The following is an 18,486-nucleotide window of genomic DNA, read 5'->3' on the forward strand; positions in this document are numbered from 1 at the left end:
AGTCCCGACGCATTGCGCCATCGGAACGCACACCACGTCGCGCGTCGCGGCTGCATGACAGTCGACTCCCACAGGAAGCGGCGAACGCCGCCTTCTTCCACACGCACCGCGCCCACGTCACCGCGCCGTCATCTGCAGCTTCTAGCCTGCGCCGCACCCCAGGGACAAGGCAGGCTCGGTGGCGGCACACCCCAAACGCGCATGGGCGCGCATGTTCGCGGAACACGGCCCGGTGCTGCGCGGCTTCTTCGTGCGCCGCGGCGCACGCGAAGACGCCGAGGACATGGTGCAGGAAACCTATCTGCGGTTGCTGCGCGCGCATCGGCAGCAGGGCGAGGCCATCGCCAATCCCGAAGCCTATCTGTACACCGTCGCGCAGAACCTGGCGCGCGAACAGGCCGCGCGTCGCCGCCAGGCGCCGCTGCGCATCGACGAGATGGAGCAGTTCTCGCAATTGCTGGCGGCGGGAGACGACGTGGAAGACAGCGCACACCGGCGGCAGCGCCAGCAGCACCTGCAGGCCCTGCTCGCCGAGCTGCCCGCGCGCACCCGCGCGGTGCTGGTGATGCAGTACCGCGACGGGCTGAGCTACAAGCAGATCGCCGAACGCATGGGCGTGTCGCCGCACATGGTCAAGAAGCACGTGGTGCGCGGGCTGTCGGCCTGCCGCCGCGCGCTGGCCGACAGCGGAGACCGCTGGTGAACGACAGCACGTTCTCTTCGCGCAGTGCCATCGCCGATGCCGCGCACTGGCATGCGGTGCAACGCATGCAGCCGCTGGACGCGAAACAGGAACAGCAGTTGCTGGACTGGCTGACCGCCTCGCCGCAGCATCTGCGCGAGTATCTGGCCATGCAGCGCGTGGCCGGCGAACTCGGCGAGGCGCTGCGCGGCATGGACCTGGACGTGGACGCCTTGCTCGCCAGCGACGACACCGCCGATGGCACGGCGAGCGGCAACGTCATCGCCCTGCCCGTGCCGCGGCGCGCGACAGCGGCAGCGCCAACGCGTGCGGCGCGCGCCCACGCCGCGCCGCGCTGGCGTCTGACCGCAGCCGCCGCGGTGTGCGCGGTGGCGGTGCTGGTCGGCTGGGCCTGGCCGCGCAGCCAGACCTACCGCACCGCGCTCGGCGAACAACGCAGCGTGCAACTGGCCGACGGCAGCACGGTGCGGCTCAATGCGCAGACCCAGATACGCGCCACGCTGACCCCCTGGAGCCGAAAGCTGCAATTGCGGCAGGGCCAGGCCAGTTTCGTGGTCGCCGCCGACCGGCGCCCGCTGCAGGTGCAGGCCGGGGGCCTGCGCGTGGAAGATATCGGCACCACCTTCGACATCGCCCTGCACCCCGACCAGGCGCGCATCGAGGTCTCGGCCGGGCGCGTGCACGTGTGGCGCCAGGATCGGCCGCAACAGCCCATGCTGGCCGATCTCGGCGCCGGCCAGAGCGCGCGCATCGACACCGCCGATGGCCGGGTCGAACTGGGCAACGAGGACGTCGCGGCGATGCACGCGTGGTGGCAACACCGCATCGTGTTCCGCGACGAACCGCTGGCCAATGTCGCCGAGGATTTCAACCGGCTCAACCGCACCCGTCTGCTGATCGACGACGCCGACGCCGGGGCGATGCGACTGACCGGCAACCTGCGTGGCGACGACGTCGCCGCGTTGCGCGCCTTCCTGGATGCGCAACCGACATTGCAGGTGCGCACCAGCGCCGACGGCATCCACGTGCGCAGCCGCACGCCGACACAGGCGCGCCTGCAGTAGCGCGGCAACTGCGTCGCGCGCACTGCGCGACGCACGCATCCTTCAAACCAGACGGCCGGCACGCCATCAGCGCGTCACATGCATCGTGCACGCACGCATCCGTGCGCGCACGCGAAGCCAGCACCCCCACGCACGTGTCACAGAAAATTCATCGAAAAACGGTGCCCGATCTTCGTCGTCGCGCCTCGTAGTCCGGGGACAGCGCAGGCAAACGCCCATGGGCGATGCCGCGCGCACCACACCACCCCCGCTCTCACAGGACCCGACGATGCGCCGCACCCTGTTCCTTTCCATCGCCCTCGCCCTGCACGCCGGCGTCGCCGGCGCGCAGACCGCGCCCATCGCGGTCGAGGCGATTCCCGCGCAGCCGCTGGCGCGCGCGCTCAATGCGCTGTCGCGGCAGACCGGCCTGCAGTTCGTCTATGCCGCCGGCAGCACCGGCAACCCGCAGACCCATGGCAGCCGCGCTGGTGCGGCGCCGGAACAGGCGCTGCAGCAACTGCTCGACGGCACCGGCCTGCGCTACCGTTTCCTCACCCCGACCACGGTGACGATCGAGGCAGCGAGCGCGCCGGCGGAAACAGCGGCCACTGCACCGGCGGCGATGGCGGCCGCACCGACGCCGGCACCGGTGGCGTCGGCGGATGCGCCGGTCAAGCAACTGGACAGCATCCAGGTGCTCGGCAGCTACGCCGGCAGCCTCAGCGCCGCGCTGCGTGAGAAGCGCTACGCCGACAGCGTGGTCGACGTGATCGCCGCCGAGGACATCGGCAAGCTGCCGGCGCAGAACGTGGCCGAAGCGCTGCAGCGCGTGCCCGGCGTGTCGATCGTGCGCGACCGCGGCGAAGGCGTGTACGTGCGCGTGCGCGGCCTGGGGCCCAACTTCCAGGTGACCACGCTCAACGGCCAGACCATGGCGGTCAACGAGAACGTGCGCACCTCCGGCCAGACCGGCCGCCAGTTCCGCTACGACACCCTGCCGGCGGAACTGGTCGCCGGCCTGGAAGTGATCAAGAGCCCCACCGCCGACCTGGACGAAGGCGCGATCGGCGGCATCGTCAACGTGCGCACGTTCCGCCCGCTGGAACTGGGGAAAACGCTTACCAACGTGTCGCTGGAGTCGAGCCAGGCGCAGCGCACCCATGCCAACGACCCGCGCGTGTCCGGCCTGTTCAACTGGGTCAACGCCGACGGCACCTTCGGCCTGCTGCTGTCCGGCGCCTACGCGCAGCGCAGCCTGCGCCAGGACCGGGTCAACGAAGTGAGCTGGGACTACTACCGCAACGGCGTGCCGGGCGTGCCCGGCGCCAACTACGTCCCCACCGGCCTGCGCCCGACGTTGGAACTGGAGCAGCGCGAACGCACCGGCATCGCCGCCTCGCTGCAGTGGAAACCGAGCGCGGCCTGGGAAACCAACCTGGACCTGCTCTACGCCAAGCAGACCGTGCACTACGACGAATACAGCCTGGGCGTGGGCTTCGACAGCCTGGCCAAGCTCAGCAACCTGCGCGTGGCGCATGGCGGCGTCGCCGGCTTCGACTACCGCAACGGCCAGGTGCAGATCTCGCGCGAGACCTCCGGCATCACCGACGACAACCGCAGCGCGCGCCTGTCCAGCACCTGGAGCGGCGATGCGTGGACGCTGGGCGCGGTGGCGTTCCACTCGCAGGCGCACAGCTACGACTCCGATCCGATCCGCCGCACGCGCCTGCGCAGCGGCACCACCCTGTCGATGCGCGTGGACATGCCGCAGGCCGATGGCGACGACGTGCCCGACTGGCGCTTCACCAACGGCTTCGACCCGACCAACCCGGCCAGCGTAGCCGGCCGCCGCCTGGAGTGGCGCGAGATCGATGCGCGCGACAAGGAGGACGCGCTGCAGCTCGACGCCAAGCGCGCGCTCGGCGACGGCTTCTTTCGCGAGCTCAAGTTCGGCACCAAGTACCGGCAGCGCTCGCGCACCTACGATCGCGCCGACCTGCTGCTGACCAGCATCGCCGGGGTGCGCTTCCCGGCCGGCAACTTCACCGCGCTGCCGGTGGACGACATGCTGACCGACGCCAACGGCAACCTGCCCCGGCAGTGGCTGGCGCCGATCGAATCGCGCTTCTTCGGCACCTGGCCGACCGCCGCGGACCTGGTCAACACGCCGAACAGCGCCGACCTGCAGAACTCCTACGAGGTGAAGGAGAAGATCGGCTCGGCCTATGCGATGGCCGACTTCGGCGGCGACCTGGCCGGCCGCGCGCTGCGCGGCAACCTAGGCGTGCGCCTGGTGCGCACCGAGCAGACCACCGACGGCCATGCCGACGTCAACGGCAGCGCGCAACCGGTGCACTTCGAACGCAGCTACAGCAACGCACTGCCCTCGTTCAACGCGGCCTGGGACGTGCGCGAGGACATGGTGCTGCGCAGTTCCGCGGCCAAGGTCATCACCCGTCCCGACCTCACCGACCTGTCGTCCAAGCTCACCTTCAATTCCAGCGGCGAGATCCTCACCGCCAGCGGCGGCAATCCGTCGCTGCGTCCGTTCGAGGCGTGGCAGTACGACCTGACCTTCGAGTGGTACATCGACGGTACCTCGGCGCTGACCGGCGGCGTGTTCTACAAGGACATCTCGCGCTTCATCCAGACCCAGATGTCGAACCTGCAGTACCAGGGCCAGACCTACCTGCTCTCGTCCAAGACCAACGGCAGCCAGGCCAGCGTCAAGGGCGTGGAAGTGGCCTACCAGCAGGTCTTCGCCGGCCTGCCGGCGCCGCTGGACGGGCTGGGCATGCAGCTCAACTACACCTGGACCGACAGCGAGGCCACCTATCGCGACGGCAGCCGCACCTTCACCGACAGCCTCGAAGGCGTGGCCAAAAACACCTACAACGCGGTGCTGTTCTACGAGAAGGGACCGCTGATGGCGCGGGTGAGCTATGGCTGGAGCGACGACATCGTCAACGCGGTCGGCACCGCCAACGTCGCCACGCTCAACAGCGACAAGTTCGGCAGCCTCGACGCGAACGTGGCCTGGAAGGTCAACGACACCCTGTCGGTGTTCGTCAACGCGATCAATCTCACCGGTGCGGTGCAGCGCCAGTACGTCGGCGACCGCCTGTTCGGCGGCTACACCGACTACGGCCGCACCTGGTCGGTGGGCTTGCGCGCACGTTTCTGATCCGCCGCGCTGCCGCCCAAGCGCGGCAGCCAGCCCGCCCCGCGGCCTGCATCGCCGCGGGCGCCGGCCATCGCACCGTGCGCCGCCCACCGCCGCGCGCGGCGCACCGCCTCTGCCTGGAGCTTGCCGATGCCATCGCTGCCGCGCCTCGCCACCCTCGTCCTGTTCGCCTTCGCGCCACTGGCCTGCACCGCCGCACGCGCGCAAGCGGCCGCGACGGACACGCTGGAAAAAGTCGTCATCCTCAAGCGCCACGGCGTGCGCGCGGCGATGTCCAGCGCGGAGCAACTGGAGCGTTACTCGGCGCGCCCCTGGCCGCGCTTCGCGGTGCCCGCCGGGTATCTCACGGCGAACGGCGCGGCACTGGAACGCTTGTTCGGCGCCTACTACCGCGCTCGCTATGCACCGCTGGGGCTGTTCGCCGGCGACGGCTGCGCGACCGCGTATTACTGGGCCAACCGCACCCAGCGCACCCTCGCCTCGGCGCAGGCGCTGGCAAGCACGCTGACCCCGGGCTGCGCCAATCCGGTGCACAGCGTCGCCGACGATGCCTCGGATCCGCTGTTCGACGGCGCGCCCGCCCTGCGCACTCCCGCCGCGGTGGCGCGGATGCGCGCGGCCATCGCCGGCCGCATCGGCGGCGATGCGCAGGCCTGGAACGCGGCCCAGGCGGATGCCATCGACAGCCTGCAGCAACTGCTGCTGCAGTGCGCGCAACGGCCCTGCCCGGCCGACGCCGGCAGCGGCAAGCTGCGCCTGGATGCGGTGCCGGCGCGGCTGGGCGATGCCGAGGACGCGATCCCCGGCATCGAAGGCCCGGCCGCGGCCGCTTCCGGCCTCAGCGAAAGCCTGCTGATGGCCTGGGCCGACGGCCAGGACTTCGCCGCGCTGGGCTGGCGCGGCGTCGACGAGGCCAGCCTGCTGCGCGCCTTCGCCCCGCACCAGGCCGAGTTCGCGCTGCGCCTGCGCGCGCCGGCGGTGGCGCGCATGGCCGCCTCGCCGCTGGCGGCGCGGCTGCTGGCGACGCTGCTGGACGGCAGCGGCCAGGCCACGCGGGCCGAACCGATCGGCGGCGCGGCGCGGCTGGTGGTGCTGTCCGGCCACGACGGCACCTTGACCCTGCTGGCCGGCATGCTCGACCTGCACTGGCAACTGCCTGGCTACCAGCCCGACCAGACCGTGCCCGGCGGCGCGCTGGTGTTCGAGCGCTGGCGCCGCGCCGACGGCGAACGGGTGATCCGCCTGCGCTACACCGCGCAGAGCCTGGCGCAACTGCGCGAACGCCGCGCGCTGACCGTGCAGGCGCCGCCGCTGGAGTCGCCCGTGTTCATCCCGCAGTGCAGCCGCGCCGACGCCGCCTACGACTGCCCGCTGCCCGCCTTCGCCGCCGCGGTCGAGGCCGCGCTCGATCCGCAGTTCCTGACCCCATGACGCCACGTGCGCCGGCCCCGGCCGGTCGCGCGGCGGCATCGGTGCCTTCCGGCACCGCCCCTGGCGCTCGCGCCACCCGCTGTTCCTCCCAACCCGCAAGAGGCGATTCATGATCCAGCATCTACGCACCCTCGTGAGCTACGGCATCGGATTGAGCCTGGCCTGCGCCGGCGTGGTCCACGCGCAATCGGACGTCGGCGTGCTTGACGTGCTCACCTACAACGTCGCCGGCCTGCCGCAGGGCATTTCCAGCAGCAACCCGGCCGCCAACACCGCCCAGATCGCACCGAAGCTGGCGCCCTACGGCCTGATCAACGTGCAGGAAGATTTCAACTACCACGCCACCTTGTACGCGGGCGACAAGCACCCCTACCGCACGCCCACCAGCGGCGGCGCGGCGATCGGCGACGGCCTCAACACGCTGAGCAACTACCGTTTCGACGACTTCACCCGCATCAAGTGGGACAAGTGCAACGGCACCGACTGCCTCACCCCCAAGGGCTTCAGCTACATGCGCGTGCGCCTGGACGACGGCGTGCTGCTGGACGTGTACAACGCGCACCCCAACGCCGGCACCGAAAGCGCCGACCTGGCCGCGCGGCGCGCCAACATCAGCCAGCTTTCGCAGTTCATCCAGACCTGGTCGGCCGGCAACGCGGTGCTGGTGATGATGGACTCCAACACCCGCTACACCCGCGCCGACGACAACATCCGCGCGTTGATTTCCGGCAACGGCCTGACCGATACCTGGGTGGAACTGGTCAAGGGCAGCGCCCCGGCGGCCGGCGCCGCGCCGCTGCTGTGCGGCACCCCGCCGACCAACGACTGCGAGGTGGTGGACAAGATCCTGTACCGCGACGCGCCGCAGCTGACCCTGGTCGCCAACCGCTACAAGCTCGACGACGGCAACTTCTACGACAGCGACGGCAAGCCGCTGTCCGATCACTACCCGCTGGCCGCGCAGTTCGGCTGGGCGGTCGGGACCACCGTGCGCACCAGCGACCAGTTCGGCGGCCCGCACGGCACCCCGTTCAACGACATCGCCAAGGGCGCCGAGCAGCGCACCATCGCCAGCGTGACCCTGCGCGGCGCCTCGCGCCTGGACGGCATCGCGCTGGGCCTGGACAACGGCAGCACCCTGGCCCACGGCGGCAGCGGCGGCGACCCGGTCACGCTGCGCCTGGGCAGCAACGAGCGGCTGACCTCGGCCACGCTGAGCGTGGGCCAGTACAACGGCCACACCCGGCTGTTCTCGCTGAGCCTGCGCACCAACCAGGGCCGCAGCCTCAGCGCCGGCACGCCGACCGCCGAGACCTACACGCTCACCGCGCCCAGCGGCTGGCACATCGCCGGCTTCACCGGCCGCGACGGCGACGAGATCGACAAGCTCGGCGTGGTCTACCGCAAGGATTGACGGACCCGCGGGCGCCATCGCGCCTGCGGCACCGCAAGGGCAACGGCGCGCGTGGCGACGCGCGCCGTTCGCCTTACCGAAGAAGAGGCGCCGGCTGCGACCTGCGGCCGGTCGCGCGCATCGACATGCAGCGAGCGGATGCACGTGGCTGACGGTGCGGATCGGCAATCTCCACACCAGGCCGCGCGATGCGGCCACGCGTCTATGTGGGCCGCACTCGCGCGCGCACCACCGCATCGCGATTCGAAGCGACGCAGTACACGGGGACGACGCGCCGCTGCCCGCCGACGCCGCAGCCTATTCGCTCGCCGCTTCCAGCGCCTGCGCCAGGCGCTCCACCGCGATCACCTCCATGCCCTTGACCGTACCGGTCTTGGGCGCATTGGCCTTGGGCACGATGGCGCGCTTGAAGCCGTGCGTGGCGGCCTCGCGCAGCCGGTCCTCGCCATTGGGCACCGGGCGGATCTCGCCGGACAGGCCGACCTCGCCGAAGGCGATGGTCTTTTCCGCCAACGGCCGATCGCGCAGCGACGACAGCACCGCCAGCAGCACCGGCAGGTCGGCCGCGGTCTCCTGCAAGCGGATGCCGCCGACCACGTTGACGAACACGTCCTGGTCGCCGACCACGATGCCGCCATGGCGGTGCAGCACCGCCAGCAGCATCGCCAGCCGGTTCTGTTCCAGGCCCACCGCCACGCGCCGCGGATTGGACAGCGGCGAGGCATCCACCAGCGCCTGCACTTCCACCATGAGTGGCCGGGTGCCTTCGCGGGTGACCATCACGCAACTGCCGGGCTGGTGCGCGCTGCCGCCGGACAGGAAGATCGCCGACGGGTTGGAGACTTCCTTCAGCCCCTTCTCGCCCATCGCGAACACGCCCAGTTCGTTGACCGCGCCGAAGCGGTTCTTGAACGCGCGCAGCAGGCGGAAGCGGCTGCCGCTCTCGCCCTCGAAGTACAGCACCGCATCGACCATGTGCTCGAGCACGCGCGGGCCGGCGATGCCGCCCTCCTTGGTGACGTGGCCGACCAGGAACACCGCCGTGCCGGTCTCCTTGGCGTAGCGCACCAGGCGTGCCGCGCTCTCGCGCACCTGGCTGACCGAACCCGGCGCGGCGGTCAGCGCCTCGGTCCACAGGGTCTGCACCGAGTCGGCGACGATCAGCTTGGGCCGCGCCGCGCTGGCATGCTGCAGGATGTGCTCGATGCCGGTCTCGGCCAGCGCGTTGAGGCCGTCCAGCGGCAGGTCCAGGCGTACCGCGCGCCCGGCGACCTGGCCCAGCGATTCCTCGCCGGTCACGTACAGCACCGGCAGCGTGCCGGCCATCTTCGCCAGCGCCTGCAGCAGCAGGGTCGACTTGCCGATGCCGGGGTCGCCGCCGATCAGCACCACCGCGCCCTCGACCAGGCCGCCGCCCAGCACCCGGTCGAACTCGCCGATGCCGGTGGACACGCGCGCCTGGTCGCGGTGCTCCACGTCCTTGAGCGCGGTGATCTTCGGCGTCTCGGCCTTGCCGGCCCAGCCGCTGCGCCGCGCCACGGCAGGCGCCTTGGCCGTGGCCGCGCTCTCCAGCACGATCTCGCTCAGCGCGTTCCAGGCACCGCATTCGGTGCACTGGCCCTGCCACTTGTTGTATTCGGCGCCGCACTCGCCGCAGACATAGGCCGTTTTCGCTTTCGCCATCTGCTTCTGGTCCGCTCAGACAATGCATCAGCATAGTGGCTGGCGGTCTCAAGGTCCGCGACGCGGCGCCAGGCACCGCATCGCAGTCGCTTCCCCAGCGTGTAACGCGGCGCCGGGAAGACGTCGCGCAGTCGGCAGCGACGCCGATGTACGGCGGCGCTGCTGCGTTTCCCCGCGACTGGTGACCCAAGTCGCCCGCGCACGGCCGCCAGGCGGCAGCAGGAGGCAGCCTGTGGCGCCGACGTCGGGTCAGACCGATTCTGCCCGGGACGATGTCCTCTTCGCTTGTCGCGGCAGGGAGGCCGTCAGCGCGCCTTCAAGGCAGCAAGCAGGTGTTCCGCCTGCTCCCGTCGCCTAATGCGCACGAAGCGAATATGCGCGTACTGCGGGTTGTGCAGATCGGCCTGGTAGCGCGCGCGGTTGCTGCGCCAGGTCTTGAGCATCCAGATGATGATGGACTCCCGGCTAAAGAAGGCGCGGCGAAAACTCTCGCGATTTCCCGTACCGGGCCACAGCTCCTGTTTGTGCCAGGCCCGTTTGAACGCTCTGGCGACATCCTGGAACAGCGTGCGCAAAAATCCATAGTCCACCCACACCACCAGGTCCACGTCGCGCCATTTCACGGGGCGCGTCCGGTTGTAGTTGCCATCCAGCACCCAGTCGGCAGAGGCGGCTAACGCACGCTCCAGTTCTTTCAGGAACACATCGTCCGGGGTCCCCTGCCAGTCCGGGCGCCAGTAGAGTCTGTCCATTTCGACATAGGGAATCGCAAGTTCCTTGGCGATCAGCCTGGCGAGTGTGCTTTTCCCGCTTGCGCTGGTGCCGACCACATTGATTTTCACCGCCTGACCTCGTCCCCGCAAAGAAGATCGGCCACCTCGGCCGCTCCCGCACGGTGCTGCGCTCGCTGCAGGAACGGCTTCACATGGACTGCGCCATCGGTGGCGACCAAACAATGAGCATCGCGCGCGCAACCGCCGCAAGCGACACGCGCCAGCACGACGACGCCGTCGCCGCACCGCGCACCGAGGCGCCGGCACAACGAAGCGCTGGGCGGCGATCGCGCTCGCCGCCCTCAACGCGCCTTGTACAACTCGCTCAGGCGATCCGGCGTGCCGGCGATGCGCTCCAGGTGCGGATACTGCAGGCCGCCGTAGTAGGCGATGCGCACGGTGTCGTAGCGGTCGCCGCGCTTGACCAGCAGCTCGATCGGCGTGCTGCCGCCCTTGGCCGCGGTGACCGCGTCCTTGAGCGCCTCGGCGCTGTACTCGCGGCCGCCGACTGCGACCACGCGGTTGCCGGCGATGAGGCCGGCATTGAACGTCGGGCTGTCCCACAGCACGGATTGCACCCGGCCCTGCTCGTCCAGGCTCAGGCCCAGCGAGTAGCTCAGGTCCAGGTTCTTGTTGCGCGCCTCGGAGGTCTTGCTGGCCGCGTTCGGCTGATCGGTATAGACCAGCTTCCAGCCGCTGGCCTCGATCCCGCCGACCAGCGACCCGTGCGCATCGAGACGGCTGCGCAGCAGGCTCGCCCAGTCGTACTTGGCGATCCCATCGAGCGTGGCGACGATGTCGTCGAAGGTGTAGGTGTTCACGTCCCAGGCGCCGTCGTGCATGCCGAAGAACGCCTTGGCGAAATCGTCCAGCGAGCGCTTGCCGCCGCTGAGCTCGCGCAGCTTGGCGTTGACCTCCAGCCAGACCATCTGCCCGCCGGAATAATAGTCCTCGCTCAGCTGGTAGCTGCGGTAGGCGCGCGGCCGGCGCATCGACATGGTCGGGTCGTTGGTGGTGTCCTGCAGCGCGCGCCAGGCCAGACCGGGACGGCCGCGCTGGTAGACCGCGGCGACGTTGGCCAGCATGTCGCGGGCCTGGTCCTGGGTCCACAGCCCTGCGCGCGCGGCGATCACCTCGCCCCAGAACTGGGTCTGGCCCTCGTACAGCCACAGCAGACTGTCGCCCATCGGCACGTTGAAGTTGGGCGTGGCCAGGTCGGCGCCGCGCCGGTACTTGCCGTTCCAGGAGTGGTTGAACTCGTGCGCGAGCAGGTCGCGCATCTCCCAGCTCTTGTCCCACTCGGTGAAGTAGTCGAGCGGGCCACTGTTCTCGCTGGAGCGATGATGCTCCAGGCCGATGCCACCGAGCTTGTCGGTCAACGCCAGCAGGAACTCGTAGTGGTCGAAGTGACGCGCGCCGTACAGCTTGTCCATCTGCTGCACCAGGGCCACGTGCGCCTTGATCTGGTCGGGCTTGGCCTCCAGCGACTTGGGCTTGTCGGCGAACACGTTCAGCGCCACCGGCGCCTTGCCCTTGTCGTCCAGCATGATGCGCTTGTAGTACTTGCCGGCGAACATCGGCGAATCGACCAGGTCGTCGAAATCGATCGGCTTGAACGTCACCGTATCGCCGCTGCGCGTGGCGGTTTCCAGCGCGGTGGCGTAGCTCCAGCCGGCCGGCAGGGTCACGCTGGCCTGCGCCTTGATGTTGCGCGCGTACACCCCGGCCGGATACAGCGCGGTGGTGTTCCACTGCAGGTTGAGCATCTCCGGGGTCATCATCACCCGGCCCTGGCCGTCGCCCTGCGAGGACAGGAACTGGTACTCGGCGACGATCTCGCTGACGCCGGCGGGCACGTCGATCTTGAACGCATAGACGTCGAACTGGTCGCGCGTCCACGGCAACACCTTGCCGTTGGCCTTGATCACCAGCCCGGCGAGCTTGTCGATCGGACCGGTCGGCGAATGGTTGCCGGGGATCCACTGCGGATACAGCAGGGTCATCGGCCCCGGCGTGGCCGGGATGGTGCTTCGCACGCGGAAGATACGGTGCGCCAGATCGGTGGCATCGACATCGATCTTCAACGTACCGGCGAAGGGCACGTCGCGCGGCGGTGCGGTCTGCGCCGTGGCCTGGAACGCGACAGTGGCGGCCAGCAGCAACGGCGCCATCCAGGCGGTGGACTTGTTCATGGGGTCTCCAGAGGGCGAACGACAGCGGACAGGCAAACTCCCATGCTATGCCTGCGCCGCCGCCGCGTGCCATGCCATAGGTCATGCCCGCGGCGATCGCCGCGCACGGCGCCTGCCGCATTGGCCGGAGCCCTCAGCGCCCGGCCAGTTGGCTGCGCCGCTCGACGATGCGCGACACCAGGCCGTAGTCCATCGCCTCCTGCGCCGACATCCAGCAGTCGCGCTCGATGTCGGCCTCCACGCGCTCCAGCGGCTGGCCGGTCTCGCGGGCAATGACCTTGGCGATGCGGGCGCGCGCCTTGAGGATCTCGCTGGCCTGGATGGCGATGTCGCTGGCCGGGCCGCCGGCGCCGCCGCTGGGCTGATGGATCAGGAACCGGGTCTGCGGCAGGCACACCCGGCGCTCGCGCGGCACGCCCAGGAACACGTGCGTGGCCGCGCTGCCGACCCAACCCGAGCCGATCATGTCGACCGGTGCAGAAATGAAGCGCAGCGCATCGTGGATGGCGTCGCCGGATTCCAGATGCCCGCCCGGCGAGGACACGATCATCGCGATCGGCGCATCGGACTCGGCATCCAGCGCCAGCAGATGGCGTACCGTCTGGTAGGCGCTGGCGTCGGTGATGGTGCCAAACAGCAGCAGGGTCCGCGCGCGGAACGCCTTTTCCTCGAGGAAGGCGACGGACGGCGACTGCGCGGAGGGCGCGGCGGGGGACGTTTCGTCGGAACGCAGCATCGGCCTATCTCCATGTATGGTGGGTGTCACTCCCAACGAACGACGGGGCCACGACGTGACATCTCCGACCGACACGCCCACGCCGGCCGACGGCGAGGCGCTGCGCCGCCAGTTGCTGGCCCTGGCGCATCGCTGGCTTGGCCAGGGCCAGGACGCCGAGGACCTGGTGCAGGAAGCCTATCTGCGCGCCGCACAGGGACCGCTGCCGGCCAGCGGCCGCGACGCCTGGCTGACCACCGTGCTGCGCCATCTGTGCATCGACCGCCTGCGCCGCCGCAGCCGCTACCGGGTCCTGCTGGAGCGCATCGCACAGGAACACGCAGTGTCCGTCACCGACGACCCGGACGGGCCGGAACGCCACGCCCTCCACAGCGCGGCAGTGGCGCACGCGCTGGCGGCGCTGGTGCGCACGCTGCCGGCCGGCGACGTGGCGATGCTACTGCTCGCCGAGGCCTTCGACTTCAGCCATGCCGACCTGGCGGCATTGTCAGCGCGCAGCGAAAGCGCCTCGCGCCAGTACCTGCGGCGCCTGCTGCAGCGCGCGCGTACAGCGATCGAGGACGCCACTGCACCGACGCGCGCGCACCCGCACGACGACGACGCCTGCCTGCTGGCGCTGTGCCGCCACGCCCTGCGGCACGGCGATCCGGCCGGACTGGTCGCCACGTTGCGTGCGGCGCGGCCGCAGACCCTGCTGGCCAGCGCCTGGTCGGCCTCCGCGCACGCCGCGCCCAGCGCCGCGCCGGTCTATGCCCAGCCGCTGCAGCAACACGGGCAGCTGGGGCTGCTGATCCGCAACGGCGAAGGCGTATTGACCTGGCTACCGTTGTGCGAACTCGCCGAGCCGCCCTGCCTGGCGTGATCCCGGCGCATTCCTGCGGACATCGCCAGCGCGATTGCACGCCCCAAACGCAACGGGCCGCCAGTCGCCTGGCGGCCCGTTGCGTTGCGCGGCAGGGGTGCCCGCTCAGTGCATCATGTTGACGTTGAGGTTGTGCATCACCCACAGCGAGCCGACCACCACGATGCCGATGATCAGCAGCGAGAACAGGCCCACGTGCACGTTGGAGCGCTGTTCGGCCGACCGGTCCATGTGCAGGAAGTAGATCAGGTGCACCAGCATCTGCACCGCGGCCAGCACCGCGATGACGATGACGGTGACGCCGCGCGGGAACGCCCCGCTCATCACCATGCCGAACGGGATCACGGTCAGGATCACCGCCAGCACGAAGCCGACCAAGTAGGACTTCAGGCCGCCGCCGTGGCCGTGCTCGGCGTGCGTGTCGGAGGAATGATGGTTGGCCATTACAGCGCTCCCAGCAGGTAGACGATGGTGAACACGCCGATCCAGATCACGTCCAGGAAGTGCCAGAACAGGCTCAGGCACGCCAGGCGGGTCATGTTGCGCGGGGTCAGGCCGTTCTTCGCGATCTGGATCACCAGCACGGTCATCCACAGCAGGCCCGAGGCCACGTGCAGACCATGGGTGCCGACCAGGGTGAAGAAGGCCGACAGGAACGCACTGCGGCCGGGGCCGGCGCCCTCTTCGATCAGGTGGTGGAACTCGTAGAGCTCCATGCCCAGGAAGCCCAGGCCCAGCGCCGCGGTGACTGCCAGCCAGCCGTACAGGCCGCCCATGCTGCGCTTGTTCGCCGAGATCATCGCCAGGCCGAAGCCCAGGCTGCTGAACAGCAGCAGGAAGGTTTCCACCAGCACGAACTTCAGGTCGAACAGTTCCTTGGCGGTCGGGCCGTCCACCGTCGCGCCGGCCAGCACCGCATAGGTGGCGAACAGGCCGGCGAAGATGAGGCAGTCGCTCATCAGGTAGACCCAGAACCCGAAGACGGTGTTGCCGCCCGCGTCGTGGTGTTCGTGGTCGTGGTCGTGGCCGCCCGCGTGGGCGGCGTGGGAATCGAGCGTCGTGGAAGCCATGGTTCAGACCGCCTTTGCGGCGTTGGCCGCGTGTTGCTGTTCCAGCAGCGCGAAGCGCGCGTTCTCGATGCGCTCCACTTCCTCCGCCGGGACCCAGTAATCGATGTCGTCATCGAAGGTGCGCGCGATGAAGCTGCCGATCATGCCGACCAGGCCGATCACCGCCATCCACCAGATGTGCCAGGTCAGACCGAAGCCCAGGACGATGCTGAAGGCGCCGATCCAGAAGCCCGCCGCCGTATTGCGCGGCATGTGGATCGGTTCGTACTTGGCCGGACGCGGCCAGCCCTTGCCCTTGAGCTTGTCTTCCCAGAACTGGTCGCGGTCGTCGATGTGCGGCAGCACGGCGAAGTTGTAGAACGGCGGCGGCGAGGAGGTCGCCCACTCCAGGGTGCGGCCATCCCACGGGTCGCCGGTCAGGTCCATGTTCTCCTTGCGCTTCCAGATGCTGTAGCCGATCTGCACCAGGTTCAGGAAGATGCCGGTACCGATGATCGCCGCACCCACCGCTGCCACCATCAGCCACGGCGCCCACTCCGGGTGGTTGTAGCTGTTCATGCGCCGGGTCATGCCCATGAAGCCGAGCACGTACAGCGGCATGAAGGCGACGAAGAAGCCGATGATCCAGCACCAGAACGAGGCCTTGCCCAGCTTCTCGTTGAGCTTGAAGCCGAACGCCTTCGGGAACCAGTAGGTCAGGCCCGCCAGGTAGCCGAACACCACGCCGCCGATGATCACGTTATGGAAGTGCGCGATCAGGAACAGGCTGTTGTGCAGCACGAAGTCCACCGCCGGGATCGCCAGCATCACGCCGGTCATGCCGCCGATGACGAAGGTGATGATGAAGCCGATGGTCCACAGCACCGGTGCGGTCATGTGCACGCGGCCGCGGAACATGGTGAACAGCCAGTTGAAGATCTTCACGCCGGTCGGGATCGAGATGATCATCGTCGTGATGCCGAAGAAGGCATTGACGTTGGCGCCCGAGCCCATGGTGAAGAAGTGGTGCAGCCACACGATGAACGACAGCACGCCGATGCACGAGGTCGCGTACACCATCGAGGTGTAGCCGAACAGGCGCTTGCGGCTGAAGGTGGCGATCAGCTCGGAGAAGATGCCGAACGCCGGCAGGATCAGGATGTAGACCTCCGGGTGGCCCCAGATCCAGATCAGGTTGACGTACATCATGGCGTTGCCGCCACCGTCGTTGGTGAAGAAGTGCGTGCCCAGGTAGCGGTCCGCACCCAGCAGCGCCAGCGCCACGGTCAGGATCGGGAACGCGGCGATGATCAGGATGTTGGTGATCAGCGCGGTCCAGGTGAAGATCGGCATGCGCATCAGGGTCATGCCCGGCGCGCGCATGCGCATGATCGTCACGAAGAAGTTGATGCCGGTGAGCAATGTGCCCAGGCCCGAGATCTGCAACGCCCAGATGTAGTAGTCGACACCGACGCCTGGACTGTATTCCAGCCCGGACAGCGGCGGGTAGGCCAGCCAGCCGGTCTGCGCGAACTCGCCCACGCCCAGGGAGATGTTGACCAGCGCCGCGCCGGCCACGAACAGCCAGAAGCTCAGCGAGTTCAGGAACGGGAACGCCACGTCGCGCGCGCCGATCTGCAGCGGCACGATCAGGTTCAGCAGGCCGGTCATGAACGGCATGGCCATGAAGAAGATCATGATCACGCCGTGCGCGGTGAAGATCTGATCGTAGTGGTGCGGCGGGAAGATGCCTTCGTTGCCGCCGTGCGCGATCGCCTGCTGGGTGCGCATCATCGCCGCGTCGGCGAAGCCGCGCAGCAGCATGATCAGCGCCACCACGATGTACATGACGCCGATGCGCTTGTGGTCGACCGAGGTGAACCACTCCTTCCAGAGGTAGCCCCACAGCTTGTACTTGGTGACCGCGGCCACCACCAGCAGGCCGAGCAGGCCGGCGCCGCCAAGGGCCGCCATGATGATCGGCTCGTGGTACGGAACCGCCTCGAGCGTGAGTTTGCCTAGCATCACTTGTCTCCAGAAGTGCACATGGCGACCGGCTCAGCAGCCGATGCCGGATGAGCGTCGTGGCCTTCCATCTTGTGGCCCTTGCCCATCATGTATTTGTCGATCAACGACTTGAACAGGCCGTCCTGCACCGAGGCGTAGTACGTCACCGGGTAGGCGGCCTTGTCGTTGCGGTTGGCCGCCAGCACCTGGAACTCGGCCTGGTTCAGGGTCTTCTGCGAGGCCTTGACCTTGGCCACCCACGCGTCGAAACCGGCGCGGTCGGTGGCATGCGCGGCGAAGCCCATCTTCGAGAAGCCGTGGCCGCTGTAGTTGGCCGACAGGCCGAACATCTCGCCCGGCTCGTTGGCGATCAGGTGCAGCTTGGTCTCCATGCCGGCCATCGCGTAGATCTGCGTGCCCAGGTGCGGGATGAAGAACGAGTTCATCACCGTGTCGGAGGTGATCTTGAAGTTCAGCGGCGTGTCGACCGGGAACGCGATCTCGTTGACCGTGGCGATGCCCTGCTCCGGGTAGATGAACATCCACTTCCAGTCCAGCGCCACCGCCTCGATGGTGATCGGCTTGACCTTGGAATCCAGCGGCTTGTACGGATCCAGCGCATGCGAGGAGCGCCAGGTCAGCACCGCCAGGACCAGGATGATCATGCACGGGATCGACCACACCACCACCTCGATCGCGGTGGAGTGCGACCAGTTCGGCTCGTAGCGCGCCTTGGTGTTGGACGCGCGGTAGCGCCAGGCGAAGGCCAGGGTCATCACGATGACCGGGATCACCACCAGCAGCATCAGCACCACCGAGGTGATCAGCAGCGTCTTCTCGTCGTGGCCGATCTGACCCTTGGGGTTGAGGATGGCCGAGTTGCAGCCGGCCAGCAGCAGCGCGGCCAGCAGCAACAGACCGGAGCGCAGCGAGCGCCGGAGTTGTTTCAACGGAATCATCGAACGATCCAATTGCGTAGGGGATGCGAACCGCGCGGGAGCGGGAGGCGGAGCGCCGTAGAGAGGGCTGTCCCGCGTCCGCCGCGGCATCCGGGCCGGCATGCGCGATCAACGACGCATTTTATGCTGCCGTGCGGCAACTCCGGAAGTCATTGACAAGCCCGGGCGGGCGCCAGGCCGCGTTTTTATGTGCGACACATTGCCGCACCCGCCTGCGACACGGCGTCGCAGGCCGCCGCGCGCACGGACCTGCGTCGCAGAAAAACGGGAGCGCAGACACCAGGAAGGCAGCCTCGCGGCTGCCTTCTGGGTACGTCTGGTGCCGGAAACAGGAGTCGAACCTGCGACCTACGCATTACGAATGCGCCGCTCTACCGACTGAGCTATTCCGGCGGAACTGGCAATTCTAGGCGTCGGCCCGGGCCGGGGTCAATCGCTGCCCGGGCC

14 protein-coding genes and 1 tRNA gene are annotated in these 18,486 nt (G+C 68.8%); 6 read left to right on the forward strand and 9 right to left on the reverse strand.

Annotated elements, in window-relative coordinates; genetic code table 11:
* Positions 1–178 precede the first annotated feature (178 nt).
* The 5 genes from SLW56_RS02455 (at position 179) to SLW56_RS02475 (ending at position 7,778) form a co-directional block, all read left to right on the forward strand.
* On the forward strand, positions 179–703 hold the full coding sequence (locus tag SLW56_RS02455) for a sigma-70 family RNA polymerase sigma factor (RefSeq protein WP_026143437.1): 525 nt from the start codon (positions 179–181) through the stop codon (positions 701–703).
* 65 nt (positions 704–768) lie between these two features.
* On the forward strand, positions 769–1,767 hold the full coding sequence (locus SLW56_RS02460) for a FecR domain-containing protein (RefSeq protein ID WP_320694395.1): 999 nt from the start codon (positions 769–771) through the stop codon (positions 1,765–1,767).
* Between the two features lie 268 nt (positions 1,768–2,035).
* Positions 2,036–4,933: a TonB-dependent receptor gene (locus SLW56_RS02465; RefSeq protein WP_320694304.1), complete on the forward strand. Its 2,898-nt coding sequence runs from the start codon at positions 2,036–2,038 to the stop codon at positions 4,931–4,933.
* A 129-nt stretch (positions 4,934–5,062) separates the two neighbouring features.
* The gene (locus tag SLW56_RS02470) at positions 5,063–6,364 is read left to right on the forward strand and encodes a histidine-type phosphatase (RefSeq protein WP_295842960.1); all 1,302 of its coding nucleotides are present in this window, start codon (positions 5,063–5,065) and stop codon (positions 6,362–6,364) included.
* Between the two features lie 109 nt (positions 6,365–6,473).
* Positions 6,474–7,778, forward strand: coding sequence for a jacalin-like lectin (locus tag SLW56_RS02475; protein ID WP_320694305.1), 1,305 nt, complete (start codon positions 6,474–6,476; stop codon positions 7,776–7,778).
* A 297-nt stretch (positions 7,779–8,075) separates the two neighbouring features.
* Here the strand turns inward: SLW56_RS02475 and radA are convergent, their stop codons facing one another.
* From radA to SLW56_RS02495, 4 genes are all read right to left on the reverse strand, one after another.
* Positions 8,076–9,461: a DNA repair protein RadA gene (radA, locus tag SLW56_RS02480; RefSeq protein ID WP_320694306.1), complete on the reverse strand. Its 1,386-nt coding sequence runs from the start codon at positions 9,459–9,461 to the stop codon at positions 8,076–8,078.
* A gap of 305 nt (positions 9,462–9,766) precedes the next feature.
* Entirely contained in the window at positions 9,767–10,303 is a 537-nt protein-coding gene (locus tag SLW56_RS02485; protein WP_320694307.1) for an adenylate kinase, read from the reverse strand.
* A gap of 233 nt (positions 10,304–10,536) precedes the next feature.
* Complete coding sequence (locus SLW56_RS02490; protein ID WP_295909046.1) at positions 10,537–12,405, reverse strand: tetratricopeptide repeat protein; 1,869 nt, start codon at positions 12,403–12,405, stop codon at positions 10,537–10,539.
* Between the two features lie 154 nt (positions 12,406–12,559).
* Positions 12,560–13,162: an ATP-dependent Clp protease proteolytic subunit gene (locus tag SLW56_RS02495; protein ID WP_267093688.1), complete on the reverse strand. Its 603-nt coding sequence runs from the start codon at positions 13,160–13,162 to the stop codon at positions 12,560–12,562.
* A gap of 55 nt (positions 13,163–13,217) precedes the next feature.
* Here SLW56_RS02495 and SLW56_RS02500 point away from each other — a divergent pair, with 55 nt between their 5' ends.
* The gene (locus SLW56_RS02500) at positions 13,218–14,024 is read left to right on the forward strand and encodes a sigma-70 family RNA polymerase sigma factor (RefSeq protein ID WP_267093687.1); all 807 of its coding nucleotides are present in this window, start codon (positions 13,218–13,220) and stop codon (positions 14,022–14,024) included.
* Positions 14,025–14,129: 105 nt separating this feature from the next.
* On the opposite strand, the gene cyoD is transcribed toward SLW56_RS02500, so the two are convergent.
* The 5 genes from cyoD to SLW56_RS02525 form a co-directional block, all read right to left on the reverse strand.
* A complete protein-coding gene (gene cyoD, locus SLW56_RS02505; protein ID WP_010341155.1) occupies positions 14,130–14,468 on the reverse strand; it encodes a cytochrome o ubiquinol oxidase subunit IV in 339 nt (112 codons plus the stop codon).
* Positions 14,468–15,094, reverse strand: coding sequence for a cytochrome o ubiquinol oxidase subunit III (cyoC, locus tag SLW56_RS02510; protein ID WP_017907389.1), 627 nt, complete (start codon positions 15,092–15,094; stop codon positions 14,468–14,470). Before cyoC ends, cyoD begins: the two co-directional genes overlap by 1 nt.
* A 3-nt stretch (positions 15,095–15,097) precedes the next feature.
* Entirely contained in the window at positions 15,098–17,098 is a 2,001-nt protein-coding gene (gene cyoB / locus SLW56_RS02515) for a cytochrome o ubiquinol oxidase subunit I (protein ID WP_267087425.1), read from the reverse strand.
* The gene (cyoA, locus tag SLW56_RS02520) at positions 17,098–18,039 is read right to left on the reverse strand and encodes a ubiquinol oxidase subunit II (protein WP_267084582.1); all 942 of its coding nucleotides are present in this window, start codon (positions 18,037–18,039) and stop codon (positions 17,098–17,100) included. The genes cyoB and cyoA overlap by 1 nt, the downstream gene beginning before the upstream one ends.
* Before the next feature lie 317 nt (positions 18,040–18,356).
* Positions 18,357–18,432: transfer RNA gene (locus tag SLW56_RS02525), tRNA-Thr, on the reverse strand.
* Positions 18,433–18,486: the final 54 nt, after the last annotated feature.

It is taken from the genome of Xanthomonas sp. LF07-6, assembly GCF_034105445.1.
Taxonomy (GTDB): Bacteria; Pseudomonadota; Gammaproteobacteria; order Xanthomonadales; family Xanthomonadaceae; genus Xanthomonas_A; species Xanthomonas_A sontii.

What these genes read in the sequence shown, in the direction of transcription:
- SLW56_RS02475 (WP_320694305.1), top strand. Translation starts at nt 6,474, where the DNA reads ATGATCCAGCATCTACGCACCCTCGTGAGCTACGGCATCGGATTGAGC.
- SLW56_RS02465 (WP_320694304.1), top strand. Translation starts at nt 2,036, where the DNA reads ATGCGCCGCACCCTGTTCCTTTCCATCGCCCTCGCCCTGCACGCCGGC.
- SLW56_RS02495 (WP_267093688.1), bottom strand. Translation starts at nt 13,162, where the DNA reads ATGCTGCGTTCCGACGAAACGTCCCCCGCCGCGCCCTCCGCGCAGTCG.
- SLW56_RS02490 (WP_295909046.1), bottom strand. Translation starts at nt 12,405, where the DNA reads ATGGCGCCGTTGCTGCTGGCCGCCACTGTCGCGTTCCAGGCCACGGCG.
- SLW56_RS02460 (WP_320694395.1), top strand. Translation starts at nt 769, where the DNA reads ATGCAGCCGCTGGACGCGAAACAGGAACAGCAGTTGCTGGACTGGCTG.
- cyoB (WP_267087425.1), bottom strand. Translation starts at nt 17,098, where the DNA reads ATGCTAGGCAAACTCACGCTCGAGGCGGTTCCGTACCACGAGCCGATC.
- SLW56_RS02470 (WP_295842960.1), top strand. Translation starts at nt 5,063, where the DNA reads ATGCCATCGCTGCCGCGCCTCGCCACCCTCGTCCTGTTCGCCTTCGCG.
- radA (WP_320694306.1), bottom strand. Translation starts at nt 9,461, where the DNA reads ATGGCGAAAGCGAAAACGGCCTATGTCTGCGGCGAGTGCGGCGCCGAA.
- cyoD (WP_010341155.1), bottom strand. Translation starts at nt 14,468, where the DNA reads ATGGCCAACCATCATTCCTCCGACACGCACGCCGAGCACGGCCACGGC.
- cyoC (WP_017907389.1), bottom strand. Translation starts at nt 15,094, where the DNA reads ATGGCTTCCACGACGCTCGATTCCCACGCCGCCCACGCGGGCGGCCAC.
- cyoA (WP_267084582.1), bottom strand. Translation starts at nt 18,039, where the DNA reads ATGATTCCGTTGAAACAACTCCGGCGCTCGCTGCGCTCCGGTCTGTTG.